General features: G+C 70.5%; 25 protein-coding genes and 1 pseudogene. 17 read left to right on the top strand and 9 right to left on the bottom strand.

Annotated features, from left to right (window positions below; genetic code table 11):
* Positions 1-70 precede the first annotated feature (70 nt).
* A complete protein-coding gene (locus H5368_RS05215) occupies positions 71-1,534 on the bottom strand; it encodes a hypothetical protein (protein WP_182822022.1) in 1,464 nt (487 codons plus the stop codon).
* A gap of 247 nt (positions 1,535-1,781) precedes the next feature.
* Here H5368_RS05215 and H5368_RS05210 point away from each other — a divergent pair, with 247 nt between their 5' ends.
* Positions 1,782-2,633 carry a 2OG-Fe(II) oxygenase gene (locus H5368_RS05210; RefSeq protein WP_182822020.1) on the top strand — a complete coding sequence of 284 codons (852 nt, stop codon included), beginning with the start codon at positions 1,782-1,784 and terminating at the stop codon, positions 2,631-2,633.
* Between the two features lie 141 nt (positions 2,634-2,774).
* A complete protein-coding gene (locus H5368_RS05205; protein WP_182822017.1) occupies positions 2,775-3,458 on the top strand; it encodes a TonB family protein in 684 nt (227 codons plus the stop codon).
* 21 nt (positions 3,459-3,479) lie between these two features.
* On the opposite strand, the gene nth is transcribed toward H5368_RS05205, so the two are convergent.
* Genes nth through H5368_RS05190 form a run of 3 tightly spaced genes read right to left on the bottom strand, consistent with a single transcriptional unit; the run spans position 3,480 to position 5,370 of the window.
* On the bottom strand, positions 3,480-4,124 hold the full coding sequence (nth, locus tag H5368_RS05200) for an endonuclease III (protein WP_182823772.1): 645 nt from the start codon (positions 4,122-4,124) through the stop codon (positions 3,480-3,482).
* Between the two features lie 26 nt (positions 4,125-4,150).
* Positions 4,151-4,534: a hypothetical protein gene (locus tag H5368_RS05195; RefSeq protein ID WP_182823774.1), complete on the bottom strand. Its 384-nt coding sequence runs from the start codon at positions 4,532-4,534 to the stop codon at positions 4,151-4,153.
* Between the two features lie 53 nt (positions 4,535-4,587).
* Positions 4,588-5,370: an enoyl-CoA hydratase-related protein gene (locus tag H5368_RS05190; RefSeq protein WP_182822015.1), complete on the bottom strand. Its 783-nt coding sequence runs from the start codon at positions 5,368-5,370 to the stop codon at positions 4,588-4,590.
* 185 nt (positions 5,371-5,555) lie between these two features.
* On the opposite strand from H5368_RS05190, the gene H5368_RS05185 reads away from it, so the two are divergent.
* The 3 genes and pseudogenes from H5368_RS05185 (at position 5,556) to H5368_RS05175 (ending at position 8,096) form a co-directional block, all read left to right on the top strand.
* On the top strand, positions 5,556-6,266 hold the full coding sequence (locus tag H5368_RS05185; protein WP_182822013.1) for an FKBP-type peptidyl-prolyl cis-trans isomerase N-terminal domain-containing protein: 711 nt from the start codon (positions 5,556-5,558) through the stop codon (positions 6,264-6,266).
* Between the two features lie 143 nt (positions 6,267-6,409).
* A pseudogene (locus H5368_RS05180) lies at positions 6,410-7,227 on the top strand (CoA pyrophosphatase).
* A complete protein-coding gene (locus tag H5368_RS05175; protein ID WP_182822011.1) occupies positions 7,227-8,096 on the top strand; it encodes a sulfurtransferase in 870 nt (289 codons plus the stop codon). Before H5368_RS05180 ends, H5368_RS05175 begins: the two are co-directional and overlap by 1 nt.
* Positions 8,097-8,099: 3 nt before the next feature.
* On the opposite strand, the gene H5368_RS05170 is transcribed toward H5368_RS05175, so the two are convergent.
* Positions 8,100-8,864, bottom strand: coding sequence for an enoyl-CoA hydratase/isomerase family protein (locus tag H5368_RS05170; RefSeq protein WP_182822009.1), 765 nt, complete (start codon positions 8,862-8,864; stop codon positions 8,100-8,102).
* A gap of 40 nt (positions 8,865-8,904) precedes the next feature.
* Here H5368_RS05170 and H5368_RS05165 point away from each other — a divergent pair, with 40 nt between their 5' ends.
* From H5368_RS05165 to H5368_RS05135, 7 genes are all read left to right on the top strand, one after another.
* A complete protein-coding gene (locus tag H5368_RS05165; protein WP_182822007.1) occupies positions 8,905-9,363 on the top strand; it encodes a copper chaperone PCu(A)C in 459 nt (152 codons plus the stop codon).
* Positions 9,364-9,729: 366 nt separating this feature from the next.
* Entirely contained in the window at positions 9,730-10,656 is a 927-nt protein-coding gene (locus H5368_RS05160) for a hypothetical protein (RefSeq protein ID WP_182822005.1), read from the top strand.
* A gap of 74 nt (positions 10,657-10,730) precedes the next feature.
* Entirely contained in the window at positions 10,731-11,075 is a 345-nt protein-coding gene (locus H5368_RS05155; RefSeq protein ID WP_182823966.1) for a carbon storage regulator, read from the top strand.
* The gene (locus tag H5368_RS05150; protein WP_343203880.1) at positions 11,072-11,779 is read left to right on the top strand and encodes a C39 family peptidase; all 708 of its coding nucleotides are present in this window, start codon (positions 11,072-11,074) and stop codon (positions 11,777-11,779) included. The genes H5368_RS05155 and H5368_RS05150 overlap by 4 nt, the downstream gene beginning before the upstream one ends.
* Before the next feature lie 2 nt (positions 11,780-11,781).
* Positions 11,782-12,297, top strand: a complete 516-nt coding sequence (locus H5368_RS05145; protein WP_182822003.1) for a hypothetical protein — start codon at positions 11,782-11,784, stop codon at positions 12,295-12,297.
* Positions 12,298-12,317: 20 nt separating this feature from the next.
* Positions 12,318-13,685, top strand: coding sequence for an acetate kinase (locus H5368_RS05140; RefSeq protein ID WP_182822001.1), 1,368 nt, complete (start codon positions 12,318-12,320; stop codon positions 13,683-13,685).
* Positions 13,686-13,790: 105 nt separating this feature from the next.
* Positions 13,791-15,179 carry a sigma-54 dependent transcriptional regulator gene (locus H5368_RS05135; protein WP_182821999.1) on the top strand — a complete coding sequence of 463 codons (1,389 nt, stop codon included), beginning with the start codon at positions 13,791-13,793 and terminating at the stop codon, positions 15,177-15,179.
* 10 nt (positions 15,180-15,189) lie between these two features.
* Here H5368_RS05135 and H5368_RS05130 read toward each other — a convergent pair whose 3' ends face one another.
* The 3 genes from H5368_RS05130 to H5368_RS05120 form a co-directional block, all read right to left on the bottom strand.
* On the bottom strand, positions 15,190-15,609 hold the full coding sequence (locus H5368_RS05130) for a thioesterase family protein (protein ID WP_182821998.1): 420 nt from the start codon (positions 15,607-15,609) through the stop codon (positions 15,190-15,192).
* Positions 15,606-18,542 carry an excinuclease ABC subunit UvrA gene (uvrA, locus tag H5368_RS05125; RefSeq protein WP_182821996.1) on the bottom strand — a complete coding sequence of 979 codons (2,937 nt, stop codon included), beginning with the start codon at positions 18,540-18,542 and terminating at the stop codon, positions 15,606-15,608. The genes H5368_RS05130 and uvrA overlap by 4 nt, the downstream gene beginning before the upstream one ends.
* Before the next feature lie 191 nt (positions 18,543-18,733).
* Entirely contained in the window at positions 18,734-21,184 is a 2,451-nt protein-coding gene (locus H5368_RS05120; RefSeq protein WP_182821994.1) for a S8 family peptidase, read from the bottom strand.
* Between the two features lie 533 nt (positions 21,185-21,717).
* On the opposite strand from H5368_RS05120, the gene rplU reads away from it, so the two are divergent.
* The 3 genes from rplU (at position 21,718) to cgtA (ending at position 23,478) form a co-directional block, all read left to right on the top strand.
* Positions 21,718-22,038, top strand: coding sequence for a 50S ribosomal protein L21 (rplU, locus tag H5368_RS05115; protein ID WP_182821992.1), 321 nt, complete (start codon positions 21,718-21,720; stop codon positions 22,036-22,038).
* 12 nt (positions 22,039-22,050) lie between these two features.
* Complete coding sequence (rpmA, locus tag H5368_RS05110; protein ID WP_182821990.1) at positions 22,051-22,311, top strand: 50S ribosomal protein L27; 261 nt, start codon at positions 22,051-22,053, stop codon at positions 22,309-22,311.
* Between the two features lie 84 nt (positions 22,312-22,395).
* On the top strand, positions 22,396-23,478 hold the full coding sequence (cgtA, locus tag H5368_RS05105) for an Obg family GTPase CgtA (protein ID WP_182821988.1): 1,083 nt from the start codon (positions 22,396-22,398) through the stop codon (positions 23,476-23,478).
* A 202-nt stretch (positions 23,479-23,680) separates the two neighbouring features.
* Here cgtA and rpsT read toward each other — a convergent pair whose 3' ends face one another.
* The gene (gene rpsT / locus H5368_RS05100) at positions 23,681-23,950 is read right to left on the bottom strand and encodes a 30S ribosomal protein S20 (RefSeq protein ID WP_182821986.1); all 270 of its coding nucleotides are present in this window, start codon (positions 23,948-23,950) and stop codon (positions 23,681-23,683) included.
* Between the two features lie 236 nt (positions 23,951-24,186).
* Here rpsT and murJ point away from each other — a divergent pair, with 236 nt between their 5' ends.
* A complete protein-coding gene (murJ, locus tag H5368_RS05095; RefSeq protein WP_182823768.1) occupies positions 24,187-25,728 on the top strand; it encodes a murein biosynthesis integral membrane protein MurJ in 1,542 nt (513 codons plus the stop codon).
* Between the two features lie 91 nt (positions 25,729-25,819).
* Entirely contained in the window at positions 25,820-26,770 is a 951-nt protein-coding gene (locus tag H5368_RS05090; RefSeq protein WP_182821985.1) for a bifunctional riboflavin kinase/FAD synthetase, read from the top strand.
* Positions 26,771-26,817 lie beyond the last annotated feature (47 nt).

Genomic DNA, 26,817 nt, shown 5'->3' with positions numbered 1-26,817 from the left:
GCCTGGATGGAACGCGGGGCGGCCGTCATGGCCGCCCCGCGCCGAAGTGATGCCGTGTCGCATCAGTCCGTCAGCAGGACGTGTCGGCCGTCAGGCCGCAGGTCCAGCCCTGCCACCAGGTGTCGCCGGCGTTGCGCACGCCGCCGATGTAGTCCACCTGCTGGAAATGGCTGTCGACCGAAGTCAGGCCCTGGAATGCCGCGACCGCGCTTTCGTTGGCGCCGTTGACGAACACGTTGGCCAGGGTCGAGGTGCCGACCGAGTTGCCGGTGCCGGAGGTGAACGCCGCCTCGGCGCGCGCGTCGGCGAACGGGGTGGGGCAGGAGAAGAACACCGAGCCGAACGTGCCGGTGGTGTTTTCGTCGGAGATGCTCAGGCACTGCAGGGCGGCGCCGGTGCCGCCGGCGGGGCGGGTGACCACGGTGTTGTAGAACGCAGCCTGGGTGCCCTGGTTGAGGGTGATCGCGGCACCGCCGCCGGCGCGGCCGACGTAGGTGAAGTTGGCCACCTTCGGGTTCGAGTAGGGCTCGCGACGGATGCTCGACCACTCGTTCATGCGGTCGCCGCCGGTGGCGCGCTGGATGACGATGCCGTACTGCAGCGCGCCATTCCAGCCGGTGTCGGTGTCGAGGCTGTCGTCGTCGGCGCCGGTGACCACGATGTAGCGGCCGTTGACCGTGCCGCCGAACCATTCGATGCCGTCATCGGAGCTGTTGTGCACCTGCACGTACTCGAACACCGTGCCGTCGCCGACGCCACCGAGGGTAATGCCGTTGAGCTCGTTGTTGGGCGTGACCTCGAAGCCGGAATGCTTGACGCGCAGGTACTTGACGATGCCGCTGTTGTCGCGCGGCGCGTTGCCGCCGTAGAAGCCGTCGGTGCCCTCGATGGTCGCCTGGCATTCGGGCGTGCCGGAGACCGTGGTGCCCGGGCAGGCGTTGATCGGCGCGCGGCCGAGCAGCACCAGGCCGCCCCACAGGCCGATCGAGTTGGCGTTGGTCTGGCCCTCGATGTCGGCGCGTGCAGTGAGGGTGATCGGCTTGGTGGCCGTGCCCTGGGCGTAGATCTGCGAGCCGCGGTTGACGACCAGCAGGTCGGCGCCGGCGGAGCCGTACAGGGTCACGCCAGGCTCGATGGTCAGCACGCCTTCCTGGGCGCCGGCGGCTTCGTTGTTGATGTCGCCGCCCTGGTCGTCGCCGACCGCGACGCGGCCGCTGATGGCGTAGACGGTACCGTCGCGCTCCGGGACCAGCAGGTTGCCGACGATGCGCTCGGGCAGGCGGCAGGCGCGCAGCGAGCCCTCGGCGACGGTGCCGATGTTGGTGAAGCCGGTCGGGCAGTCCGCGGCGGGGCCACCGGTGGGCGGCGGCGGCGGAGGCGTGGTCGGCGGCGGCGGCGGGGCAGTCGGCGGCGGCGGCGGGAATGCGCCCTCACCCGGTGACGCGACGCGGTCGGCACCGCCTCCGCAGGCGCTGAGCGCGAGCACTGCGCCGAAAGTCGTGAGTAGGGCCTTGGACGTGTGGCGCATGGACATCGGTTCTCTCCGGAAGGGTGGTGACTGCTGGCGAAGACAGGCAGGTGTGGCGGCGTGCCTTGTCTCGCGGTTCGCCGCGCCGCTGCGGGGCGGACGTATCGGAGGCCACGATAGGTAGCGTCGATGACAGCTTTCTTGCAGTGGTGCGACATGTGCACGCCGGCGGCGTGTCATCGGTGTCATCGCACCGTCACACTGGCGCGGCCTGCTTGCAGCCCATCGCCACGAACCCCTGCAGGAACCGCTCATGGACACACCCGTCGTCGACGCCGCCCTCGTGCAGTGGCTGCTGGATCGCGTGCGTTCCGGCGCTTCGCCGGACGAGGTGCTCGGCGACATGGTCGGGCGCGGCTGGGACGGCGACGCGGCCGCGGTGGCGATCGAGGACGCGATGCGCCGCCATCTCGACGCGCACGCGCTCGATCACGGGCTGCCGCTGCCGCAGAAGGTGCCGTCGCCGATCGTCTTGAACGGACCGTCGCTCATCGATGCCGGCGACCGCGAGGTCGCGGTGCTGGCCCACCTGCTGCATCCGCGCGTGGTGGTGTTCGGCGGCGTGCTTTCGGGTGACGAATGCGATGCGCTGGTGGCGCTTGGCCGCGAACGGCTTGCGCCCTCGCCGGTGTTCGATCCGGAGACCGGCGCGGACCAGGCGCACCCGGCGCGTACCAGCGAAGGCATGTTCTTCCGGCGCGGCGAGAACGCGCTGTGTGCGCGCATCGAGCAGCGCCTGGCGGCACTGGTCGACTGGCCGCTCGAACATGGCGAAGGGCTGCAGCTGCTGCGCTACGGCCCGGGGGCCGAGTACCGCCCGCATTACGACTATTTCGATCCCGCCACCCCGGGCGCGCACGTGGCGCTGGCGCGCGGTGGCCAGCGCGTGGCGTCGATCGTGATGTACCTCAACACCCCGGCACGCGGCGGCGCGACCACGTTTCCCGACGCGCGCTTCGAAGTCGCCGCGGTGAAGGGCAACGCGGTGTTTTTCGCCTACGATCGGCCGCACCCGATGACAGGGACGCTGCATGGCGGCGCGCCGGTGGTCGAAGGCGAGAAGTGGGTGGCGACCAAATGGTTGCGGATCGGCCACCACGCGTGAGGTCGCTTGACCGCCTGTCGGCGGAACAATGCCGTCCATCGGCGCAAGCGGGGGTTGTCATAAGGGTGTAACCCACTGCGGACGCGGACATAGTGTCATCGGGTGCATTCATCCGATGCGCTGCGGCGCGGGAGCACCATCATGCAACGCACTGCGATTCCACTCTTCCTCGCGCTGGCCCTGCCGTTCGCCTCCGCCCACGCCGCGCAGCAGGTCCACACCTTCGTGCTCGACCTCGATGCCGACGGCCACATCACCCGGCTCGCGCCGCATGGCGCCGTGCCCGGTGCGGTGACCGACGCGCTCGCCGACGAGATCCGCGCCTGGGTGTTCCATCCGGGGCCGGTCGACCAGGCGGGCGCGGCCGCCCGTACCTATCTGCGCGTGGTCGTGGATGACGCGCATGGCGAACCCGGCGGCTACAGCGTGGTGTCGGCGACCACCGGCCCGGCGCTCGCCGCGACCACCGCGCCGGAGTATCCGATGCGCGACCAGCTCGCCGGCCACGAGGGCATGGTGGTGCTGAAGCTCGAGGTCGATGCCGGCGGCAACGTGCGCGCGGCCGACGTGCACGCGGCCACCGGCTCGGTGTCGCGGGCGATGGCCACCGCTGCGGTGAATGCATCACGCCAGTGGCGCTTTGCCACCGAAGAGGTGGGCGGCGCGTCCGTGGCGGCAACGCTGCTGTGGCCTGTGTGTTACCTCGGCGCCCATTCGACGCCGGAGGCCTGCAGCTGGACCGGGCCGGACGACCAGCGCTTTTCCAGCAAGACGGTGCTGCCGCTTGATCCGCGGGTCACCCTGGTGTCGCAGGCCGCGCGCTGAGCGCGCGCTGGCGGTAGCTCTTCATCCGGCGATCCCGGGCGTCTTGTCCGGATACGTGCACAGGTCGCGCAGCACGCAGGCCGGGCATTCCGGCCGGCGTGCCTTGCACACGTAGCGGCCGTGCAGGATCAGCCAGTGGTGGGCGTCGTGCAGGTAGTCGCTTGGCACGCGGCGCAGCAACCGGTCTTCGACCGCGCGCACGTCCTTGCCCTGCGCGAGCCCGGTGCGGTTGGACACGCGGAAGATGTGCGTGTCGACCGCCATCGTCGGCTCGCCGAATGCGGTGTTGAGCACCACGTTGGCGGTCTTGCGGCCGACGCCGGGCAGCGCTTCGAGTTCTTCGCGCGTGCGCGGCACCTCGCCGCCATGGCGCTCCAGCAGCAGCCGCGCCATCGCCGCGACGTTCGCGGCCTTGGCGTTGAACAGGCCGATGGTGTTGATGAACGGCTTCAGGCCGTCCTCGCCGAGCGCGGCGATCGCGGCAGGCGTTTTGGCCACCGGGAACAGCCGCCGCGTGGCCTTGTTGACGCCGACGTCGGTGGCCTGCGCCGACAGCGTCACCGCGACCAGCAGTTCGTAGGGCGTGGTGAACTCGAGCTCGGTGGCCGGCGTCGGGTTGAGTTCCTTCAGCCGCGCAAACATCTCGCCGACCGCCGCGTTGGGCATGACGCGGCCGCGACGCTCCGGAGGGCTCACGGCTTGCCCGCCATGCGGGCACGGGCGCGCGCCAGTGCCGCGGCCGCGGCGGCGGGAAGTGCGGGCGGCGACGCCGGCAGCGTGCCGGCGCCCGTCGTTGTCGAGGACGCGGCAGGCAGGTCCGCCGATGGCGCGCCGGTCGCGGGTGGCGCGGCGCGCGCGGCCTTGCGCGCGGCGGCGCGGCGCGCGAGCCGGGCGACACGCGCCAGGTAACGCTCGCGCGCGGCCCAGGCGACGAGCAGGCGGTCGCGCGCCGCGGCGAGTTCGGCGTTTTCGTCGTTGGACAGCGCGGCGCACGGGGTGAACCGGGCCAGGCCGGCTTCGATGGCGGCATCCAGATCGTCGCCACGCACCAGCCGCAACAGCGCGCGCGCAGCCACCGCGGGGCCGCGCGGATCGCTCTCGTCGCCTGCGCCCGCCGCCACGCCGTGCCTCAGCGGTTTTCGAACGCCGGCTTGCGGCGCTCGAGGAAGGCGGTCATGCCCTCGCGGGCGTCGCCGGTGGAGAACACCAGGCCGAACTGCGCGCTCTCGTATTCCAGGCCGTCATCGATCGCGCACTCGCCGCCGACATGGATGGCATCGAGGATGGCGCGCATCGCCAGCGGTGCGCCGGTGGCGAGCCTTGTTGCGAATTGCATGGTCTCGGCCTCCAGTTCGGCCGCCGGTACCACGCGGTTCACCAGGCCCAGCGCCAGCGCGCGTGCGGCATCGACCGGCGCGCCGCCGAGGGTGAGTTCGAGCGCGGCGGCGCGGCCGGACAGGCGCAACAGGCGCTGGGTACCGCCGAAACCGGGCAGCAGGCCCAGCGTGACCTCGGGCAGGCCGAGCTTGGCCGTGTCGGCGGCGATGCGCAGGTGGCAGCACATCGCCAGTTCCAGGCCGCCGCCCAGCGCAAAGCCGTTGACCATGGCCACGACGGGCTTGGGCATGCGCTCGATGCGCCGCATCAGGCGCTGGCCGACCAGCGAGAACTCGCGCGCCTCGACCGCGCTCAGCGCCGCCATCTCGGCGATGTCGGCGCCGGCGACGAACGCCTTGGCGCCGCTGCCGGTCAGGACCACGGCGCGCACGCCGGGATCGGCGGCCGCGCTGTCGAAGGCGCCATGCAACGCCTCCATGGTGGCGCGGTTCAGCGCATTCAGTTTTTCCGGGCGGTTCACGGAAACCATGCGCACGGCGCCGTGGTCGGAGGTCAGCAGCAGGGAATCGGTCATGCGGGGTCTCTGGCAGCGGCGCGGTGGCCGTGGGAACTCGGCGCCGCAGGCGTGGTCGGATCGGAAGGTCGTCAGTGGCGGTTAAGCACTGTGGCCAGTATCCTACCGTGTCCAACCGGGGCGGCCAGACCGCCCTGGCTTGTTTCGGACCCCACCCAGTTTCGCAATCCCGGAGAGTCCCCAGAATGAAGTTGCGCTTGCTTGCTGCCGCCATCGCGGCCTTTACCCTGGTCGCGGGCACCGCCGCCGCGCAGGACACCACCTCCGAGAAGGGGAAGCTGAGCTACGCGATCGGCTACAACACCGGCGCCGAGCTTGCCGACCTCACCGCGCGTGGCGAAGCGGTCGACGTCAACACCGTCATCAAGGCGCTGCAGGACGGCTACGCGAAGAAGGAGCCGACCGTCGGCGTCGACCAGCTGCGCGTGGCCGTGGAAAACATGCAGAAGCGCCAGCAGGCCAAGATGGAGGCGGAATTCGCCAAGCTGAGCTCCGCCAACAAGACCGCGAGCGACGCGTTCCTGGCCCAGAACAAGTCCAAGGCAGGCGTGAAGGAACTCCCGGGCGGCGTGCAGTACCGCGTCATCGAGGCCGGCAACGGCGCCAAGCCCACCCAGGCGAGCGACGTGCAGCTGACCTACAAGGGCTCGCTGCCCGACGGCACCGTGCTGGTCGACACCAGCCAGGTGGCGGCCGGCCAGACGCCGGGCCCGGTGGCCCTCAAGGTGAGCCAGGTGCCGCTGGACGGCCTGCGCGAGGCGCTGCTGCAGATGCCTTCGGGCGCGCGCTGGGAAGTCGTGATCCCGGGCAACAAGGCCTACGGCAGCGACATGCGTGCCGGCCGCATGGCCAACCAGGCGGTCGTGTTCGACGTCAAGCTGGTCAGCGTCAAGTAAGCGCCACGGGGCGGCGACGCCCCGGCGGCAACAGGCGCGGCCCAGCAGGCTGCGCGGTGAACCTGGACGCGCCGGCCTTCGAGCCGGCGCGTCCGCATGTGGGCTGCGCGGATCCGCGCAGCCCGCGCCTCCCGGAACCCCCGATGACCACCGCCTTCCGTGCCGTCCTCAGTCCCTGCACCGGCGTCTGCACGATGGCCGACGACGGCTATTGCGACGGCTGCCACCGCAGCGGCCACGAGATTGCCGCGTGGCTGGCGATGGGCGACGACGAACGCCTCCGCATGATGGAAGACGTGCTGCCCGCGCGCGAGGCGCGCCGCGGCTGATGGAGGCCGCCTTCGCCGATGCCCTGCTGCAGGCGGCGCTCAATCCGCCTGGCGTGGTGCCGGCGGGGCCCGCCTGGAACCTCCACGACCTGCATGACCTGCTGCCCGCCGACGCGCGCCTGGTCGATGCCGCCGTGCTGGTGCCGCTGATCGGCGATGCCGATACCGGCGTCATCCTCACCCGTCGCCACGACGGGCTGCGCCATCACGCGGGCCAGGTCAGTTTCCCGGGTGGTCGGGTGGACCCTGGCGACGATGGGCCGGTGGCGGCCGCGCTGCGCGAGGCGGAGGAGGAGATCGGCCTGGCACCGGCACAGGCGCGCGTGCTCGGCTATCTCGATCCCCTGGCCACCGTGACCGGCTTCCGCGTGCTGCCGGTAGTGGCGCGCATCCCGGCAGGCTTCGAACCACGACCCCGGCCGGGCGAGGTGGCCGATGTGTTCGAGGTACCGCTGGACTGGCTGATGGCGCCGGAGAACCTCGACAGCATCGCCATCGAGTTCGCGGGCCGCGCCCGCGAGGTGTTTGAATACCGCCGCCACCAGCGGGCGCCCGAGCAGCGCATCTGGGGCGCGACAGCGTCCATCCTGTACAACCTGCGGCAACGCCTGCAGGCCGCCGGAGGCCGGTGATGAATCCGCATGAGACCTGGACCACCCTGGTATCGCCGACGCAACTGGCCGCCCGCCTGGGCACGCCCGGACTCGTCGTCCTCGATGCGCGCTTTGCGCTCGCCACGGCCTCCGGTGCCGGCTCGGGCGAGGCGGACTGGCGCGTGGCGCATGTCCCGGGTGCGCACTACGCGCATCTCGAACGCGATCTGTCGGGCGCGCATGCGCCGGGCGCGGGCCGGCATCCGTGGCCGGGCGAGGCGGCATTTGCGCGCACGTTGGCCGGGTGGGGTATTGCCGGAGACAGCCAGGTGGTCGTTTACGACGCCGCCGACGGGGCGTTCGCCGCGCGCGCGTGGTGCCTGCTGCGCCTGGCCGGGCATGCGGCGGTGGCGGTGCTTGATGGCGGCCTGGCCGCGTGGCGCGCGCAGGGCCTGCCGCTCGATGCCGCTTCCCCCCTCGTTCCGCAGTCGCTGGCCCAGCCGCTGGCCTTCGACCGCAGCCGACTGTTCGATGCCGCGCGCGTGCAGGCGCATCTTGCGGAGGGCGGCCTGTTGCTCGATGCCCGCGCCGGCGAACGCTACCGCGGCGAAGTGGAGCCGATCGACCGCGTGGCCGGCCACGTGCCGGGCGCACGCTCGCGGCCCTACGCGGCCAACCTCGGGGACGGGCGCTTCAAGTCGTCCACGCGACTGGCCAGCGAGTTCTCCACGCTGCTCGACGGACGCCCGCCGGGCGACGTGGTGGCGATGTGCGGGTCCGGCGTGACGGCCTGCCACCATCTCGTGGCCATGGCGCATGCCGGGCTTGATGGAGCCGGGCTCTACACCGGCTCATGGAGCGGCTGGATCGAGGATCCCGCGCGGCCGGTGGCCACCGGTGCCGGTTGAGCGTCACTTCTTGCCGAGGCGCTCCACCAGCGCACGCAACCCTGCCTGGGTGTCGGGCGCGTACCAGTCTTCGATGAAGCGATCGAGACCGATGTGTTCCGGTTCCAGCGCCGCGAGCAGGTCGGCGCGGGCGATCGCGCGCGTGCGCAGCACCGGATCGCGCGGCAGCTGCAGCAGCGCTTCGAGCCACGCGCGGGCGCGCACCACGACCTCGTCGATCTCCGCCAGTTCGTCGACGAGGCCGATCGCCAGCGCGCGCTCCGATTCCACCAGTTCGCCGCCCACCAGCAGCCGCTCGGCGCGGTTGACGCCGACCGCGCGGCGCAGCAGGCGCTGGATGCCCTCCGGCGCCACCAGCCCCACCTGGGTCTCGTTGAGGCCGATGCGGTACCCACCGCTCGCCATCACCCGGTAGTCGCAGCACAGCGCGAGCACGCAGCCGCCGGCGGGCGCGTGCCCGGCCAGCGCCGCGGCGACCGGCACCGGCGACAGCGCGAGCGCGCGGGCCGCGGCGAAGAACTCCGTCCACGCGGCGCCAACTTCGTCCGGCGACTGCAGCGACATCAGGTACGGCACGTCGAGGCCGGCGGAGAACACCTTCGGTCCACCCGACAGCACGATGCCGGCCGCGCCCGCGGCCACGGCCGCCGGCACCGCGTCCGCGATCGCCCGGCAGAGCTCGGGGTTCAGCGCATTGACCGGCGCGCGCGCAAGCCGCAGTTCGATGATGGCGCCGTCGTGGCGGATGGTGTCGATGATGGCCGGCATGCGGATGCTCGTAAGCGGATCGGGCCGATATCATAGGCACATGGACAAGATGCTTCGCTCCCTGCCGCTTGCGCTCGCGCTGCTCGCACTGGCCCCCTCGGCGGCCGCGCAGGACGCCGCCGCCGGCTGCCTGCCGCGCGTGGTCGACGGCTGGCTGCGGCCGCCACCGGTGCCGATGCCGATGCTGGCCGGCTTCGCGCGCATCGTGAATCCCTGTGCGACCGCGGTGCAGGTCGTTGCGGCCTCGGGCGCCGGATTCGGCCGTGTCGAGATCCACGAGACCACGCTGGCCGACGGCGTGAGCCGCATGCGCGCGGTGCCGTCGCTTGCGATCGCCGCGGGTGGCGAGGCCGTGCTGGAGCCCGGGGGCCTGCACCTCATGCTGATGCGTCCGGTCGCCACGCCGGTTGCCGGCCAACGCGCGGTGCTGCGGTTCGTGCTCGCCGACGGCCGCACCATCGAGGGCGCATTCGAGGTCAGGTCTCCCCGCGCACGCTGAACAGGCCGGTGGCGGGCAGCGCGAAGGGCCGCAGTACCGGTCGCTGCATGCGTCTGTGCGGATGTGGAACACGTCGCCGGGCGCAGCCGGGCCGCCGTTGCCCGCGCCATGGCGCGCTCCGGGCAGCCTGCGCCCCCGGCTTCTGCGCGCCGCCTGCCAGCGCGTGCTGCAGGAATGAAACGTATTGCCTGCGCTGGCTCGCCCGTGGCCATGCCTGCGGTCCAGGCGCCGAGTAAAAAATCACTGGAATCAGTTGCTTGCATCTCCTTTCCGGAGTTGGCATCGATCCTGCAAAGGATGATCCGTGGCGCCATCCACGCGGACCTCCCCACGCGAGACGGCGCGACATCCCCCAAGGAGAACGAGATGCGCATCCGTAAGAGCATGATGGCCGTGGCGGTGTTGTTGGGTATCGGCATGACGGCGCCGGGTTGGGCCCAGGACCAGACCGAAACCGGCCGCGGCGACAACAACGCGACGAACGAAGAAGACAACAGCAGCGGCGACAACCGCGACCACGCCGATGCAGCGATGGGCCTGGGCGACTCGAATGCATCGGCGGTCAACGCCAGCAGTGCGAGCACCGAGATCAACAGTTCGTTCAACAGCAACCGCGCGATCGCCAGGACCTACCTCGAAGGCACGGTGACCGGCAACCTCATCTTCGGCATCGGCAATAGTGCCAGCAACAGCGGCGACGCCAGTGGCGCGCGTGGCGGCGATGGCGGCGAAGGACGCGGCGGGCGCGGCAGCGGCGGCGACGGTGACGGCGGCAATGGCGGCGACAGCGGTGACGGGTATGCCCTCAGCGGACGCGACGGCGATTCCGGCGCCATCGGCATGAACGGTGCGGGCAGCGATGCGGACTCGGATTCCACGGCCGATTCGCGCGCGCGCGCGCGTGAGCGCGGCGCGGGTGATGCGAGTTCCGACTCGTCCGCCACGTCCGACAGCAGCGCGACCGCGGATGCGACCGCCACCGGCGGCGCGACCACGGCCAGCAACGACGGCAGCAGTGGCAACGCGAGCACCACGTCCGGCACTGGCGGCAACGGCGGGTCCGGCACCGGCGGCGCGGGCAATGGCGGTGACGGCACCGGCGGCAGCGGCGGCGACGGCGGCAGTGGCGGCAGTGCCTGGGCCGACGCGGGCTCGTTCGACATGTCCAACTCGATGGATGGCACGGCCAATGCCGCTGCGGGGCTGATGGTGATGGCGCAGAACAGCGGCGCCTCCTCGTTGATCCAGCAGGGCGTGACGGTGCAGGCCAACCTCAGCGTGGGCGGTCCGTGACCTGAGCGTCTGACCGGATGTGTGCGCCGCGGCATGTCCGCGGCGCACCCGCGCTGCGCCCAGGAGCAACCGCCATGCCTGCTATCGCGATCTTGATCATGGCCGGCGCCGTTGCGCTGGCGTCACCGGCGCCGGATACGGCTGCCGTGGCCGGCCTCGGGCCGGTTGTCAGTGGGGACGCGCTGCAGATGCAATCGGGCAACGTCGGCCTGGATCCGGGCATCCTGGTCGAAGTCGACAACGCCGGCACCGTGACCGGCAACGTCGCACACGACAACGTGACCGGCCAGAACGTGGTCGGTGGCGGCGCGTTCGGCAATGCCGCGGGCATCAGCACCGTGATCCAGAACAGCGGCAACAACGTGCTCATCCAGAACGGCACCGCGGTGAACGTGCAGTTCGGCGGACCGGCCCCGTGACGCCGCGCCTGGCCGCGCCGTGCCTCGTGCTGGCCGTCGCCGGCCTGCTGCAGGCGGCCGCACCGTGCGCCGCCAGCGGTTCACCTGCCGAGATCCGCGTACCCAACGGCGGCAGTTACGCAGTTCGCGTCACCAGCCTCAAGGAGGCGCGCTACCGCACCACCATCCGCCAGCAATACGACTTCAGCTGCGGCTCCGCGGCGGTGGCCACGCTGCTCACCTACCAGTACGGCCAGCCGGTTGGCGAGGCCGACGTGTTCAAGGCGATGTACGCGCGCGGCGACCAGGCGCGCATCCGTCGCGAGGGTTTTTCACTGCTGGACATGCGCGAGTACCTGCAGGCGCGCGGCTACGAGGCGGACGGCTTCGAACTGCCGCTCGACAAGCTGCTGGAAGAGGGCCTGCCGGCGATCATCCTGATCAACGACCGCGGCTACCGCCACTTCGTGGTGGTCAAGGGCATGCGCGACGGGCGCGTGCTGCTCGGCGACCCGGCGCGCGGCACGCGGTTGCTCAAGCGTGGCGACCTCGAGCGGCTGTGGGACAACCGGGTGTTGTTCGTCGTGCACAACCGCCGCGAGTTTGCGGCATTCAACGCTTCACGCGACTGGCGCGCCGCGCCATTGGCGCCCATCGCCCTGGCCGTGCAGCGGCAGGGACTTCAGGACGTGGTGCTGAGCCGCCGCGGACCGGGGGATATCTGACCATGAAGACGTTCTCGACGAAACGCTGGATGTGGCATCTGCTGGTCACCGGGCTGCTTGCGGCCGGGGCGGTCGGCTGGTCGGCGCCCGCGGCATCGGCCGATGGCCTGCCGGCGGGCTGGACGCCGGTTGATGCGGACCGCCTGGCCACCCTGCGCGGAGGCTACGTGCTGCCGGGCGGGATGCTGGTGTCCTTCGGGTTCGAGCGCCAGGCGTGGGTCAACGGCGAGCTGGTGTCGTCGCTGCGCATCGAGGTCCCGGACGTGGCCAACATCACCGCGGCGCAGACGGATGAACTCGCGCGGCTGCGCGATACCCAGCTGGTGCAGGTGGGCGCGGGCAACGTGTTCGAGCCCGGCGTCGGCGCGGGGCTCGTGCTGCAGAACACGCTGGACGGCGCCGACATCCGCGTCATGACCACGATCGAGGCGGGCACGACCGCGCTGGGAATGTTGCAGGCGGCCAATTTCGCCGACGCCATGGGCATGGCCGGCATCGGCGCCATCGGTACACCGTGAGCCAACGGGGAGCGCAAGGCATGGAGATGCGGATCGGGAGCGGGGCGCTGCCGCGCCGCCGCGGTGTTGTCCTGAGTTGGGCGATTTCACTGGCGCTGGTGCCGGTGCTGTCCGCGCGCGCAGGCGAGCCACTGCCTGTTGGCCAAGACGATGCCCGGCTGTCGGCACTCGAAGCGCGCGTCGAGGCCCAGGCGCGCGAAATCGAGGCCTTGCGCACGCAGGTGATGCACCAGCAGGCGGCCTGGGACGCGGCGACATGGGGCGTGGATGCGCTGGCCCTGGATGACTTCCGTGCCCGCGGCCCGGCCGGCCAGGCGGCGCCGGCGGGTGCGGCCGGGGACGCGATGGCAGCGCGCGGCGACGCACCGGGCGACACGCGCGTGGGCCAGGCGCCGGAAACCTACGACCGGCCCCCCGAGGTGGCGCAGATCTTCGACCAGCCCGGCGTGCTGACGCCGAAGGGCAAGCTGATCCTCGAGCCCTCGCTGCAGACCGGCTATTACGCCAACGACCGCGTGGCGTTGATCGGGTACACGATCATCCCGGCGATCCTCATCGGCCTGATCGACGTGCGCCAGGTGAAGACCACCAGCGTGACCGCCACCCTCGGTGCGCGCTACGGCCTGGGCAAGCGCTTCGAGGTGGAAGCGCGGGTGCCGTATGTCTACATCAAGGGCGACACCGTCAGCCGCGAGATCTTCACCGGCACCGCGCAGGACAGCGTGTTCACCTCCGACGGCCGCGGCGTGGGCGACATCGAGCTGAGCGCGCGCTACCAGCTGGCCAACCGCGGCCCCGAGCACCCGTACTACGTGCTGTGGCTGCGCTACAAGACGCGCACCGGCAAGGACCTGTTCGACGTGGTCACCGACTGCGTGACGCGCTGCGTGTCCAACGCCACCGGCACCGGCCTGCCGCTGGAACTGCCGACCGGCAGCGGTTTCGCCGCCGTGCAGCCCGGCGTGACCTGGGTGTTCGCCTCCGACCCGGTGGTGTTCTTCGGCAGCCTGAGCTACCTGCACAACTTCGCGCGCGACGACCTCTCGCGGACCGTGCTGAGTGGCGCGCCGGAGGGATTCCCGCAGACCACCACGGAGTTCATCGGCGAGATCGATCCCGGCGACGTCCTCGGCTTCAACATCGGCATGGGCCTGGCGCTCAACGAGAAGGCCGCGATCAGCATCGGCTACGACCACAACATCATCGGCCGCGCGCGCCAGAACGGCAGCGACATGCCGGGCTCGGTGCGCATCGTGCTGGGCACGTTGCTGCTCGGCGCGACCTACCGCCTCAATGACCGCACCAGCCTGAACTTCGCGCTGGGCGCCGGCCTCACCCGTGATACGCCCGACCTGTCGCTCGTGGTGCGCGTACCCGTCGCGTTCTAGGCCCGTGACGTTTCCCCGGCCATGTCCGGTCGCGCGCGGGGCGTGCGTTGACTGCTGTGGACCGGAACGAGGCGTGACCCGGGGGGGCGGGAACGGAGCGACTGCATGCCGAAAAGCGCGGAGGTGCGCGAGATTCTCCATTGGGTGGTCGCAGGGCGCGATGGCGACCATGCCTTCCCGGCGGGCGTGGTGGAGCGGGGATGGCAACCGCGACTGGTGACCGAGGCCGACCAGGTGCTCGGACTCCTGGCCGGCGCGAGCCCGCGCTGCCAGGTCGGGCTGATCGACCTGCGCGACTGCGACCGCCTCGGCGAGCGCGGGTTCGGCCACATCCTGCCGGCGCTTGCCTGCGGCGGGGTGGGCTGGGTGGCGGGGATCTCCTCGGGCCAGCTACGCGTGGATCGCATCCGGCGGCTGGTGCTCGACCACTGCCACGACTACGTGGTACTGCCCTGCCACGACGACCTGCTGGCCATGGTGCTTGGCCATGCCTATGGCATGGCGGGGCTGGGCGACTGCGGCGGGGTCGGCCAGCCGGTGGCACCGCGCCCGGAAGGCATGATCGGCGACAGCCCGGCGATGCAGGCGCTGTACCGGCGCCTGCAGCGTGCGGCGATGACCGACGCGCCGGTGTTCATCAGCGGCGAGACCGGTACCGGCAAGGAACTGGCCGCCTCGGCCATCCATCGCCATTCATCGCGCCACGCCGGCCCGCTGGTCGTCATCAACTGCGGAGCGATTCCCGAGAGCCTGGTGCAGTCGGAGCTGTTCGGCTTCGAGCGCGGCGCGTTCACCGGTGCCAACCAGCGCAAGCTGGGACGCATCGAGCTCGCCCATGGCGGCACGCTGTTCCTGGACGAGATCGGCGACCTGCCATTGGAGTCCCAGGCGTCGCTGCTGCGTTTCCTCGAGCAGGGCACGCTGCAGCGCCTCGGGGGCCACGACGACATCCCCACCGATGCGCGGATCATCTGCGCGACACACGTCGACCTGGTAGCGGCGGTCGCCGCCGGGCGCTTCCGCGAGGACCTCTACCACCGCCTGCGCGTGATCGAGCTGGACATGCCGCCACTGCGTGAACGCGGCGCCGACATCGCGCTGCTCGCCGGCTGGGCGCTGGTGCGCCACGGCCGCGAAGGCGGCGGCCGCACCCGCGGTTTCAGCCGCGATGCACTGCGCGCGCTGCACGACCATGCCTGGCCGGGCAACGTGCGCGAACTCGTCAACCGCGTGCGCCAGGCCGTGGTGATGGCCGAGGGTCCCAGGATCAGCGCCCGCGACCTGCGCCTGGACAGCAGGGCATACGAACCGACGACCCTGTCGGAGGCGCGCTCGGAGGGCGAGCGCATGGCGATCGAGCGCGCGCTGTTGCGCAATGGCCACCACCTGCAGGCCGCGGCGCGCGACTTGGCGATTTCCCGGGTCACGCTGTATCGGCTGATGATCCGCCATGGCCTGCGCGGCAGCAGGCTCGACGCCGCCGGAACCGGCTGACGCAGGCGCGTCAGCCGCCGGCGACGCTGCGCACGCCTTCGGGGAGCGCCGTGGGCCGGCCGCTTGCGCGCAGCACCCACACCATCACCACGTGCCCGTCGGCGTGCAGCACGCGGCCGTCGGCACTGGTGATGCGGTGGCCCAGGGTGACGCTGCTGCTGCCCACGCGGTCCGCCGTCAACTCGACCACGATCGACGACGGATAGGGAATCGGCTGGCGGTAGTTCATCTGCACCGCCGCGAGCAGCGGCGCGACCGCGTCGGTCACCCATTCCTCGCCCAAGGTCTCGAACCAGCGGATCCGCGCCTCTTCGAGATAGGTCATGAAGTTGGAGTTGTTGACGTGGTTGAAGGCGTCCAGGTCGCGCCAGCGCAGTTCGATGGGCATGCGGTGGAGCAGCTTGCCGTGTTCTCCGGGAGCGTGGGTCATGTCATCTTCCTGGTCTTGCGGCCGCGCGTCGGCGTGCCGGTGCGGCCCCTGGATCGGGGTGGAGCGGGCTTGTCGCCGGGGGCGGCCGCGGGCATCCCGGCGTGCGCACCGAGCAGCGGCGCGAGGAAACGCCCGGTGTGCGACTGCGGCATGGCGGCGACCTCTTCCGGGGTGCCCTGCGCGATGATCTGCCCGCCGCGGTGACCGCCATCCGGGCCGAGGTCGATCACCCAGTCGGCGGTCTTGATCACGTCGAGGTTGTGCTCGATCACGACCACCGTGTTGCCGTCGTCGCGCAGCTTGTGCAGCACGCCCAGCAGGTGCTCGATGTCGTGGAAGTGCAGGCCGGTGGTCGGCTCGTCGAGGATGTACAGGGTGCGCCCGGTGTCGCGGCGCGACAGTTCCTTGGACAGCTTGACGCGCTGCGCCTCGCCGCCCGACAGCGTGGTCGCCGACTGGCCGAGCTTGATGTAGTTCAGGCCGACGTCGGACAGCGTTTCCAGCTTGCGCGCGATCGACGGCACCGCCTGGAACAGGTCCAGCGCGGCCTCGACGGTCATTTCCAGCACGTCGTGGATGTTGTGGCCCTTGTACAGCACGTCCAGCGTCTCGCGGTTGTAGCGCTTGCCGCCACAGACGTCGCAGGGCACGTAGACATCCGGCAGGAAGTGCATCTCGACCTTGATCAGGCCGTCGCCCTGGCAGGCCTCGCAGCGACCGCCGCGCACGTTGAAGCTGAAACGCCCGGGGCCGTAGCCGCGTGCGCGCGATTCCGGCACCTGCGCGAACAGCTCGCGCAGCGGCGTGAACAGGCCGGTGTAGGTCGCCGGGTTGGAGCGCGGCGTGCGCCCGATCGGCGACTGGTCGATGTCGACCACCTTGTCGAACAGGTCCAGGCCGTGCACTTCGCGCACCGGCGACGGCGTGTGCGACGCGCCGTTGATCTCGTTGGCGGCCAGCGCGTACAGGGTGTCGTTGATGAGCGTGGACTTGCCGGAGCCGGACACGCCGGTGATCGCGGTGAACAGCCCCGAGGGGATGGTCAGGTCGACGTCCTTCAGGTTGTTGCCCGACGCGCCGCGCAGGGTCAGCAGCATCTTCGGGTTCGCTTTGTGGCGCACGGCAGGGATCTCGATCCGGCGCTTACCGGACAGGAACTGCCCGGTCAGCGAACGCGGCGCCTTGAGGATGTCGTCGTAGCTGCCTTCGGCGACCACTTCGCCGCCGTGCACGCCGGCGCCGGGGCCGATGTCGACGATGTGGTCCGCCAGGCGGATCGCCTCCTCGTCATGCTCGACCACGATGACGGTGTTGCCCAGGTCGCGCAGGCGCACCAGGGTGCCCAGCAGGCGCTCGTTGTCCCGCTGGTGCAGGCCGATCGACGGCTCGTCGAGCACATACATCACGCCCACCAGGCCAGCGCCGATCTGGCTGGCCAGGCGGATGCGCTGGGCCTCGCCGCCGGACAGCGAGTCCGCCTTGCGTTCGAGGGTCAGGTAGTCGAGGCCGACATCGACCAGGAAGCCCAGGCGCTCGCGGATCTCCTTGACGATGCGGCTGGCCACTTCGCCGCGCCAGCCGGGCAGCTCCAGGGCGGTGAAGAAGCGCAGCGCCTCGTCGATCGGCAACACCACCAGCGACGACAGCGGCCGCTCCGCCACGAACACGTTGCGCGCCGACCGGTTCAGGCGCGCGCCGCCGCAGTCCGGGCAGGCGCGCTCGCTGACGTACTTCGACAGTTCCTCGCGCACCGCGGCCGATTCGGTCTCGCGGTAGCGACGCTCGAGGTTGGGCACCACGCCTTCGAAGCGGTGGCGCCGCTGGCTGCGCGCACCACCCTCGGTGACGTAGGTGAAGCCGATGAGATCCTTGCCGCTGCCGAACAGTACCGCCTCGCGCACGTCCTCGGGGAGTTCCTGCCAGCGCGTGTCGACGTTGAAGCCGTAGTGCTTGGCCAACGATGCGATCAGCTGGAAATAGTAGTGGTTGCGGCGGTCCCAGCCGCGCACCGCGCCGGCGGCGAGGCTGAGCTCCGGATGCACCACCACGCGCACGGGGTCGAAAAACTCGCTTACGCCGAGGCCGTCGCAGGTCGGGCAGGCGCCGGCCGGCGCGTTGAACGAGAACAGGCGCGGCTCCAGCTCCGGCAGCGCGTAGTCGCACACCGGACAGCTGTAGCGCGACGAGAACAGCAGCGGCGGCACGTCTTCGCCGTCGATCGCGCGCACCTCCGCCATGCCGTCGCCGAGCTTGAGCGCGGTCTCGAACGATTCCGCCAGCCGCTGGCCGATGTCGTCGCGCACCTTGAAGCGGTCGATCACCGCTTCGATGGTGTGCTTCTGGCGCAACGCCAGCGGTGGCACGGCGTCGAGCTCGTACAGCGCGCCGTCCACGCGCACGCGCACGTAGCCCTGCGCGCGCAGCTGCTCGAAGACCTGGGCGTGCTCGCCCTTGCGCTCGCGCACCACCGGCGCCAGCAGCATCCAGCGTCGCTCGGGGTCGAGCGCCAGCACCTGGTCGACCATCTGGCTGACGATCTGCGCTTCCAGCGGGTAGTGGTGGTCCGGGCAGCGCGGCTGGCCGACGCGCGCATACAGCAGGCGCAGGTAGTCGTAGATCTCGGTGATGGTGCCGACGGTGGAGCGCGGATTGTGCGAGGTCGACTTCTGCTCGATCGCGATCGCCGGCGACAGCCCCTCGATGTGGTCGATGTCGGGCTTTTCCATCACGCTCAGGAACTGCCGCGCGTACGCGGACAGCGACTCGACGTAGCGGCGCTGGCCTTCGGCATAGATGGTGTCGAACGCGAGCGACGACTTGCCGGAGCCGGAGAGGCCGGTGACCACGATCAGCTTGTCGCGCGGCAGGTCGAGGTCGATGTTCTTGAGGTTGTGGGTACGCGCGCCGCGGATGCGGATGTAGTCCATCGCCATCGGGTGGGGGTCCGGGTGGGGCAGGGGGAGTGGGCCAGGCCGGCAAAGGCAATCAAGCAGCCTACCGAGCCGGGTATTTGGGGGCAAATCGGCGGATTGCCAGCGCCGGGTGCCGTGGCGGCGCGGCCCGGCCGGCAACAGAAAGGGGCCCGGCGAACCGGGCCCCTCGCTTGCTGCGTGTTACCGGGTGATCAGCGGCGCGCGGTGTAGTTCACCGTGGCCGAATTGCACTCGGTGGTGCCGGCGTTGCAGACCTGGTACGTGACCGTGCCGGCGCCTGGCGCGCTGGCGGTGAACGTATCCATGACATAGCCCGTGTTGGCCACCGTCGCCACGGTCACGCCGTTGCGCTTGATGTCCACCTGCGCGCCATCGCCGCCGTCCCAGTACAGCGGCACGCGGATGCGCAGCGCCTTGAGGGCGAAGGCGTAGGCGCCGCGCACGTTGGTGGGTGCCTCGCCCACCGGGCCGCCCACGTAGCTGCCGGTCAGGCTCACGTCGGTCGCCGCCGACCAGCCGTCCAGGCGGACGAACCACTGGCCCGCCTCCGGTGCCGCGATGGTGCAGGTCTCGTTTGTCCCACCCAGGTACGGGCGGCAATCGTAGGCCGTGTCGGTCGGCAGGCTGCCGCGACGGACGTACAGGTCGGCATCACCATTGCTGCCCGCCATCTGGAACTTCAGGTCGGTCGCGCCTGCAGGCACGTCGAGCACGAAGAACAGTTCCTGGCCGGCCGCGATGCTGAGGCCGGACACCGTGACGCCGTTCTGGAGCACGGTCGTCGTCGGCGGCTCCGGGCCGTCCTCGTCGTAGGTGCCGGTCAGCGTGTACCCGGCGGATGCCGTGTACGCGTTCACCCGCACGTGCCACTCGCCGGCCGTGGGAGCCGTGAACGAGCAGAGCTCGGACACCGTTCCACCGGTCCACGGGCGGCACTGCCAGACGGAGTTGGACGGGCGCTGGTTGTACTGGACGTAGATGTCCGAGTCACCCGAGGTGCCGGCACCGAGGTTGAACTCCAGCAGGCCCTGGTCGGCGGGCACGTCGAGCACGAAGTACAGGCTTTCGTTCGCGGTCATGTCCGGCAGGTTGACCGTCACGCCGTTCTCGAGCGGGGTCGGCGGCGGCGGCTCCGGCGGAGCCGGCGGAGCCGGGGGCAGCGGTTCGTCACCTGCGGCGACCGATACTGCAAGGCCGGCGTCGATCATGCTGGCGCACCAGCGCTCCGCGTTGTCACAACCCGGGATCAGGCGGTTGGCGGCGTAGGCGGTGTTCTCGAGGATCTCCTCGATTTCCGGAGTGTCCAGGTCGCCACCGGCCGCTTCCAGCATCAGGGCGATGGTGCCCGCGACGTGGGGCGAGGCCATCGAGGTGCCGGCGTACCAGGCATAGGAATCGTCAGCCTGGCCTTCGAGCCCCGTGTTCAGGGTGGACAGCACCTGGTTGGTGGCCGGCTGCGCACCGCTGCCGGCAGGCGCGGCCACGTTGATGCGCGGACCGAAGTTGGTGGCCGCGTACGGGGTGTTGTTGGGCCCCGTGCCGGCGACCGCGATCACCCCCGCGCAACTCGCCGGCGAGAAGCCGGCTACGTCACCGCTGGAGTTGCCCGCCGCCGCGACCACCGTGGTGCCGTTGGCGATGGCGATGTTGACCGCATCCTGCATGGCCGTCGGGCACACCGTGGAGCCACCGAGGCTCAGGTTGATGACGTCGGCCGGGGTGGCGTTGTCCGGCACGCCGGGCACCGTGCCACCGGACGCCCAGACGATGGCGTCGTTGATGTCGGCGAACGTGCCACCGGCATTGCCGAGCACGCGCACGTGCTGCACCTTGGCACCGTGCGCCACGCCGGCGACACCGAGGGTGTTGTTGGTGAGTGCGGCGACAGTGCCGGCCACGTGGGTGCCGTGCCAGGAGCTGTCGTACTTGTCGTCCCAGTCGCCTTCGTCGTTGGGATTGGCGTCGCGGCCGTCGTTGTCGCGCGCGTTGGCGGGGTCGGTGATGAAGTCGTAGCCGGCGATGAACTGCCCGGCCAGGTCGGCGTGGTCCACCTGTCCCGTGTCCAGCACGGCGATGATGTAGCCGCTGCCGTCCACCGAGTCCCAGGCTTCGACGGCATTCATGCCCTCTCCGCCGCCCTTGTAATGCCACTGCTGCGGGAACAGCTCGTCATTGGGCGTCATCGCCCGATACATGCGGCCGTTCGGGTCGACCGCACGGACCATCGGGCTCTTCATCAGCTCGATGGTCAGCTGCTTGAGGCCGTCACGGTCGAGTGCGCGGCTGGTGCGGACCAGCTTGGCGCCGGTCGCCGTGTCGCGGTCGACCGCGATCTGGATGCCAAGGATCTTGCCCACGGCCTGGAGGTGGTTGCGGAGCGCGGCCGCGCTGGGCGCGGCACCCTTCTGGAAGCTGATGATGAAGCTGTCATGGGCCTCGTTGGTCGGAGCCTTCAGGTTGGTTCCATAGGCCTGTGCGGGCTTGGAAAACACCGGCCCCTTGGCGGCTTTGGAGACCTTGGCGCCGCCGCCGAGTGCGGGCTGCCGGCCAGCCGAGTAAGCCGCGGGTGCTGCGACCAGGGCGGCTGCAATGGCCACCGCGAGCGCGGTCGTTGTCGTGGTGCTGCGAGTGCGTCGTGTCATTTCGATCCTCTCTCCCTTTAATCGATCCGAGCGCTTTTCACGGCGCCGGCCCTATCCACAGAGTTGCTGTTGCGACCGCAGTGGAACCTGCAGGCCTGCCCGCGGCGCGACGGCTGGCGTCGGCGGCACGTGAGGGGAGGCCGGAATGGCGGGAGGCGGCGGAACGGGGCCGCAGGGTGGCGTGCGGCATCGCCGCGGCGGCGCTGGTAGGGGTGGGCGCCATCGTGGGCGCACGGCCATGTCCGGCCGCGTTGGCGTTGCTCTCGCTGTTCACGAACAGAGGCCCCCCGGTTGTCACACCCCATGCGCAAACCGCCTGAACGGATCCGCGCACGCTCCACTTGGCACTTGCCAGTAGCGATGACCCCCTGTAGCCACCGCCACCCGACGCTACTTGATGCGGTACCCCGCACGCAACCGTATTTCCTGCATTCAGGTGGATTTGACCCTAACTCCATGAATCCCCTACAATTCCGCTCCTGTCTGCCGCAAAAGGCAACAGAGACCACAATAACTACATAGGAAGCTTGGTCATGTACGCAGTCCTGGTAACAGGCGGAAAGCAATACCGCGTGATGCAAGGCGAGACGCTCCGCGTCGAGCTGCTTGACGTCGAGGCGGGCAAGGAGATCACGTTCGACAACGTGCTCATGCTCGGCGACGGCGAAGGCATCAAGATCGGCGACGCCCTCTCCGGCGCCACCGTCACCGCCACCGTCAAGGCCCACGGCCGCGCCGACAAGGTGCGCATCGTGAAGTTCCGCCGCCGCAAGCACCATCGCAAGCAGATGGGCCACCGGCAGCACTACACCGAAATCGAGATCACCGGCATCGCCGGTGGCGACAAGAAGTAAGGAGCAGCAGCCATGGCACATAAAAAGGGCGTAGGTTCCAGCCGCAACGGCCGCGACTCCAACCCGAAATACCTCGGCGTGAAGATCTATGGTGGCCAGGCGATCGATGCCGGCAACATCATCATCCGCCAGCGCGGTACACAGTTCCATCCGGGCATGGGCGTCGGCCTCGGCCGCGACCACACCCTGTTCGCGTTGATCGACGGCAAGGTCGAGTTCGCGGTCAAGGGCCCGAAGAAGCGTCGCACCGTGAGCGTGGTCGCCGAGGCCTGAGCCCGGGCGCCACGATCCAGCAAGGGCCCCGCTCCGGCGGGGCTTTTTGTTGTAATCCCCCCTAATCCAGCAGCGGATCCAGACATGAAACTCGTCGACGAAGCCGAAATCACCGTGACCGCCGGCAATGGCGGCAATGGCTGCGTCGGTTTCCGGCGCGAGAAGTACATCCCCCTCGGTGGCCCCGATGGTGGCGATGGCGGAGACGGCGGCAACGTCTGGATCCAGGCCACGCGCAACCTCAACACCCTGGTCGATTTCCGCCACCAGAAGGCCTTCCGCGCCCAGCGCGGCGAGGACGGCATGGGCCAGCAGCGCTACGGCAAGGGTGGCATCGACACGGTGATCACCGTGCCGGTGGGCACCCAGGTGCTCAACATCGACACCGACGAGGTGATCGGCGACCTGGTCAACGACGGCGACCGGCTGCTGGTGGCGCGCGGCGGGCAGGGCGGGCTGGGCAACATGCATTTCAAGAGTTCGATCACCCGCGCCCCGCGCCGCGCCACGCCGGGCGGCGAGGGCGAGCAGCGCGCGCTGCGCCTGGAGTTGAAGCTGCTGGCCGATGTCGGCCTGCTGGGCTTCCCGAACGCCGGCAAGTCGACCCTGATCCGCGCGGTCTCGGCGGCGACGCCGAAGGTCGCGGACTATCCGTTCACCACCCTTTACCCGAACCTCGGGGTGGTCAGCGTGGAGCCGGCACGCAGCTTCGTGATCGCCGACATTCCCGGCCTGATCGAGGGCGCGGCGGACGGCGCGGGCCTCGGCGCACTGTTCCTGCGCCACATCCAGCGCACCAGCCTGCTGCTGCACCTGGTCGAGGTGGAACCGCTCGACGGCTCGGACGCGGCGGCGCAGGTGCGGGCGATCGAACACGAGCTGGCGAAGTTCGATGCCGGCCTGATGGACAAGCCGCGCTGGCTGCTGCTCAACAAGGCCGACCTGCTGCCGGCCGACGACGCACGCGAACTGGCGGAGCGCATCGTGTCCGAGCTCGGCTGGACCCAGCCCTGGTTCGTGGTCTCGGGCCTCGCGCACACGGGCACCCGCGACGTGATGCTCAAGGTCCAGGCGTTCCTCGATGAACAGGCCCTGCTGGCCGCCGAAGCCGCGGATGCAGCCGACGCAGCCGACGCAGCCGCTCCGGCTGACCCGGCCGGGGGCTGAGGTGGGCGGGGTGGGAACGGCAGGAGGGCAAGAGCCAGACCATACGCGGCTGCCAGCGCGTGACGCATTTGCCCGCCTCGGACAGATCCGGGTAAGTCCGCGCAAATCCGTAGCCAAGAACGCCCTTGCTCTGACCTTCCGCCCAGCCCACGCAAAAAACCCGGCCGGGGCCGGGTTTTCAGGGAGCGCCGGTGCAACGGCCTCAGGCGGCGGCAAGCGCCTTGATGCGGGCGTTGATGCGGCTCTTGTGGCGGGCGGCCTTGTTGCGGTGGATCAGGCCACGCGCGCTGAAGCGATCGAGGATCGGCTGCGCGACGTTGAAGGCCTCGCGGGCGCCGGCGGCATCGTTGGCGTCGAGCGCCTTGAGCACTTTCTTGACGGCGGTGCGCAGCTGCGAACGCTGGCTGTTGTTGCGCAGGTTGCGCACGACAGCCTGCTTGGCGCGCTTCTTGGAGGACTTGATGTTGGCCACGATGGGATCCTGGAAACTGGGGTAGAGATGAGTTTGGGGTCGAGCAAGCAGGAAATTATGGGTGAATCAGGGGCTTGCGTCAACAATGCCCGCCACGCGGGGCGGCGGGCGTGACCGGCTCCGCCCCCGCACCGGGCGTTGACAGCCCCGATCCCGCCGCGGCCGCGCCCGCGGCCGCTTCGGCAGCCACGCCGGGCGCCCCTGGCCCCGGCGGGCGCGGCCCGCGTGGCGGGCTGATGCGCTCGACCGCGGTGTTCAGCGCGATGACCCTGCTGTCGCGGATCGCCGGCTTCGTGCGCGACATGCTGCAGGCCACGCTGTTCGGCACCGGTGGCGCGATGAGCGCGTTCATCGTCGCCTACCGGATCCCGAACTTCCTGCGCCGCGTGTTCGCGGAGGGTTCGATGGCGATGGCCTTCGTGCCGGTGCTCAACGAGATCAAGGAGCGCGGTGACCGCGCGGCGCTGAAGGACTTCATCGACCACATGGCCGGCGCGCTGTGCGCGGTGGTGCTGGTGGTGTGCGCGGCCGGCGTGTTGCTGGCGCCGGTGATCACCGCGCTGTTCACGCCAGGCGCGCTGGACGAGCCGGAAAAGTTCTCGCAGACGGCGATGATGCTGAGGATCACCTTCCCGTACCTGCTGTTCATTTCGATGATGGCGCTGGCCAGCTCGGTGCTCAACAGCGAAGGGCGCTTCGCGCTGCCGGCGTTCACCCCGGTGCTGCACAACCTGACGATGATCGCCGCCATGTTCTGGCTCGCGCCGCGCTTCGAGGTGCAGCCGGTGGGCCTGGCCTGGGGCGTGCTGATCGCCGGGTTCCTGCAACTGGTGCTGTTGTGGCCGGCGCTCGGAAGGCTGGGCCTGCGGCCGCGCCTTCGCCCCGGCTTCCGCCATCCGGACGTGCGTCGGGTCGGCAAGCTGATGTTGCCGACGCTGTTCTCCTCGTCGGTGGCGCAGGTCAACCTGCTGGTCGGCACGGCGTTCGCGTCGCTGCTGGCCGACGGCAGCCAGGACTGGCTGTACTACTCCGACCGCCTGGTCGAGTTCCCGCTGGGGCTGTTCGGCGTGGCGCTGGGCACGGTGATCCTGCCGCACCTGTCGCGCCGCCATGCCGCCGAGGACGCGGCGGGTTACAGCCATTCGCTCGATTGGGCGCTGCGGATGGCGCTGCTGGCCGGGCTGCCGGCGGGCCTCGGGCTGCTGCTGCTGGCCGAGCCGGTGACGGCCACGGTCTACAACTACGGCGCGTTCACCGCGGTGGACACGCGGATGGCGGCGCTCAGCCTGACCGCCATGAGCATCGGCATCCCGGCCTTCATGCTCAGCAAGGTGCTGGCGCCGGCGTTCTACGCCCGCCAGGACATGAAGACGCCGATGCGCGCGGCCCTGCTCACGGTCGCCATCAACGTGGCGCTCACCATCGCCTTCACCACGCCGATGTGGCTGCACGACACGCCCGGCGCGCACGGCGGCATCGCACTCGCCACGGGCCTGGCCGGGGTGGCCAATGCCTGGTTGCTGTGGCGCTACCTGCGGCGCGGCGGCGTGTACCTGCCGGCGGCCGGCTGGGGCCGGTTCGGCCTGCGGCTGCTGCTGGCGTGCGCCGCGATGGCGGCGGCGGTGCTTGCGATGCGCGCATGGATCGGTGACTGGACCGCGCTCGCTGGCTGGCAGGCACGCGTCGGCTGGCTGCTGGCGACCATCTCCGCCGGGGCGGCCACCTATGGCCTGGCGCTGCTTGCGCTTGGCCTGCGCCCCCGCCACCTGCGGCATTGAGGCCGGCGGTGGAGCGCCGCCGTTATACTCTGCGGTCGACCCCACGCGGTCGCGGCGCCGGTGGTGGCCGCACCTCTCCACCCAGGACCCCATGAAGCAGCTGTTCCGCGACGTCGACGGCGGGCCTTTGTGCCGCGAAGGCAGCGTGGCCTGCATCGGCGCCTTCGACGGCCTGCACCTCGGCCATCGCGCGCTGCTGCGCCACGCGGCCGGGCGCGCCCGCGCGCTCGGGTTGCCGCTGGTCGCGCTGAGCTTCGAGCCGTTGCCCCGCGAGTTCTTCGCGCCCGCCGCGCCGCCGCCGCGGCTGGCGCTGCCACGTGCCAAGTTCGAAGGCTTGTGCGCGCTTGGTGCCGACGCCGTCGGCCTGCTGCGCTTCAACGCCGGCTTCGCGGCGATGTCGCCGGATGCGTTTGCGGAGTCGGTCCTGGCCGGGCGGCTCGCGGCGCGCGAGGTCTGGGTGGGGCCCGGGTTCCGCTACGGCCAGCGGCGCGCCGGTGACCTCGACACCCTGCGCCAGGCGGGGCAGCGGCTCGGGTTCGCCGCCGGCGAGATCGCGCCGGTGCTGCTCGACGACGAGCGCGTGTCCAGTACCCGGATCCGCGCCGCCCTGACGGCAGGCGACTTCGCCGCCGCCACCCGGCTGCTCGACAGGCCCTATGCCATCGCCGGCCGCGTGGTGCGCGGACGCCAGCTCGGCCGCACGCTGGGCTTCCCCACCGCTAACCTGCGCTTCGGCGGCAAGGTGCCGGCGTTGCAGGGCATCTACGCGACCCGCGTGCACGGCATCGGTGACCAGCCGTGGCCCTCGGTGTCGAGCTTCGGCACCCGCCCCACCGTGGACGGCGTGGAGCCGCTGCTGGAAGCCCACCTGTTCGATTTCGACGGCGACCTCTATGGTCGGCGCATCGCGGTCGAGTTCGTGGCGCGCCTGCGCGACGAGGAAAAATACCCCGACCTGCCGACCCTGGTCGCGCAGATGGATCGCGACGCCACACAGGCGCGCCACATTTTGATGCATACCCCGCAGCGAGCGACCGCGTGACCGACGACGACAGCCAGCGCTACAAGCCGACCATCCTCCTGCCCGAG

The sequence above is a fragment of the Luteimonas sp. MC1782 genome (assembly GCF_014164605.1).
Classification (GTDB): Bacteria; Pseudomonadota; Gammaproteobacteria; order Xanthomonadales; family Xanthomonadaceae; genus Luteimonas.
Note: the sequence above shows the minus strand (reverse complement) of the source record. Positions and strands in the feature narration are given on the sequence as shown.

Excerpts from the sequence above, each read along its gene's own strand:
- H5368_RS05190 (WP_182822015.1), bottom strand. The coding sequence starts at position 5,370 with ATGACCGATTCCCTGCTGCTGACCTCCGACCACGGCGCCGTGCGCATG.
- H5368_RS05210 (WP_182822020.1), top strand. The coding sequence starts at position 1,782 with ATGGACACACCCGTCGTCGACGCCGCCCTCGTGCAGTGGCTGCTGGAT.
- nth (WP_182823772.1), bottom strand. The coding sequence starts at position 4,124 with ATGCCCAACGCGGCGGTCGGCGAGATGTTTGCGCGGCTGAAGGAACTC.
- H5368_RS05135 (WP_182821999.1), top strand. The coding sequence starts at position 13,791 with ATGCCGAAAAGCGCGGAGGTGCGCGAGATTCTCCATTGGGTGGTCGCA.
- rplU (WP_182821992.1), top strand. The coding sequence starts at position 21,718 with ATGTACGCAGTCCTGGTAACAGGCGGAAAGCAATACCGCGTGATGCAA.
- H5368_RS05175 (WP_182822011.1), top strand. The coding sequence starts at position 7,227 with ATGAATCCGCATGAGACCTGGACCACCCTGGTATCGCCGACGCAACTG.
- H5368_RS05140 (WP_182822001.1), top strand. The coding sequence starts at position 12,318 with ATGGAGATGCGGATCGGGAGCGGGGCGCTGCCGCGCCGCCGCGGTGTT.
- H5368_RS05215 (WP_182822022.1), bottom strand. The coding sequence starts at position 1,534 with ATGTCCATGCGCCACACGTCCAAGGCCCTACTCACGACTTTCGGCGCA.
- H5368_RS05160 (WP_182822005.1), top strand. The coding sequence starts at position 9,730 with ATGCGCATCCGTAAGAGCATGATGGCCGTGGCGGTGTTGTTGGGTATC.
- H5368_RS05185 (WP_182822013.1), top strand. The coding sequence starts at position 5,556 with ATGAAGTTGCGCTTGCTTGCTGCCGCCATCGCGGCCTTTACCCTGGTC.
- H5368_RS05165 (WP_182822007.1), top strand. The coding sequence starts at position 8,905 with ATGGACAAGATGCTTCGCTCCCTGCCGCTTGCGCTCGCGCTGCTCGCA.
- H5368_RS05090 (WP_182821985.1), top strand. The coding sequence starts at position 25,820 with ATGAAGCAGCTGTTCCGCGACGTCGACGGCGGGCCTTTGTGCCGCGAA.
- murJ (WP_182823768.1), top strand. The coding sequence starts at position 24,187 with ATGCGCTCGACCGCGGTGTTCAGCGCGATGACCCTGCTGTCGCGGATC.
- H5368_RS05155 (WP_182823966.1), top strand. The coding sequence starts at position 10,731 with ATGCCTGCTATCGCGATCTTGATCATGGCCGGCGCCGTTGCGCTGGCG.
- cgtA (WP_182821988.1), top strand. The coding sequence starts at position 22,396 with ATGAAACTCGTCGACGAAGCCGAAATCACCGTGACCGCCGGCAATGGC.
- H5368_RS05130 (WP_182821998.1), bottom strand. The coding sequence starts at position 15,609 with ATGACCCACGCTCCCGGAGAACACGGCAAGCTGCTCCACCGCATGCCC.
- H5368_RS05170 (WP_182822009.1), bottom strand. The coding sequence starts at position 8,864 with ATGCCGGCCATCATCGACACCATCCGCCACGACGGCGCCATCATCGAA.
- H5368_RS05145 (WP_182822003.1), top strand. The coding sequence starts at position 11,782 with ATGAAGACGTTCTCGACGAAACGCTGGATGTGGCATCTGCTGGTCACC.
- H5368_RS05120 (WP_182821994.1), bottom strand. The coding sequence starts at position 21,184 with ATGACACGACGCACTCGCAGCACCACGACAACGACCGCGCTCGCGGTG.
- uvrA (WP_182821996.1), bottom strand. The coding sequence starts at position 18,542 with ATGGCGATGGACTACATCCGCATCCGCGGCGCGCGTACCCACAACCTC.
- H5368_RS05205 (WP_182822017.1), top strand. The coding sequence starts at position 2,775 with ATGCAACGCACTGCGATTCCACTCTTCCTCGCGCTGGCCCTGCCGTTC.
- rpmA (WP_182821990.1), top strand. The coding sequence starts at position 22,051 with ATGGCACATAAAAAGGGCGTAGGTTCCAGCCGCAACGGCCGCGACTCC.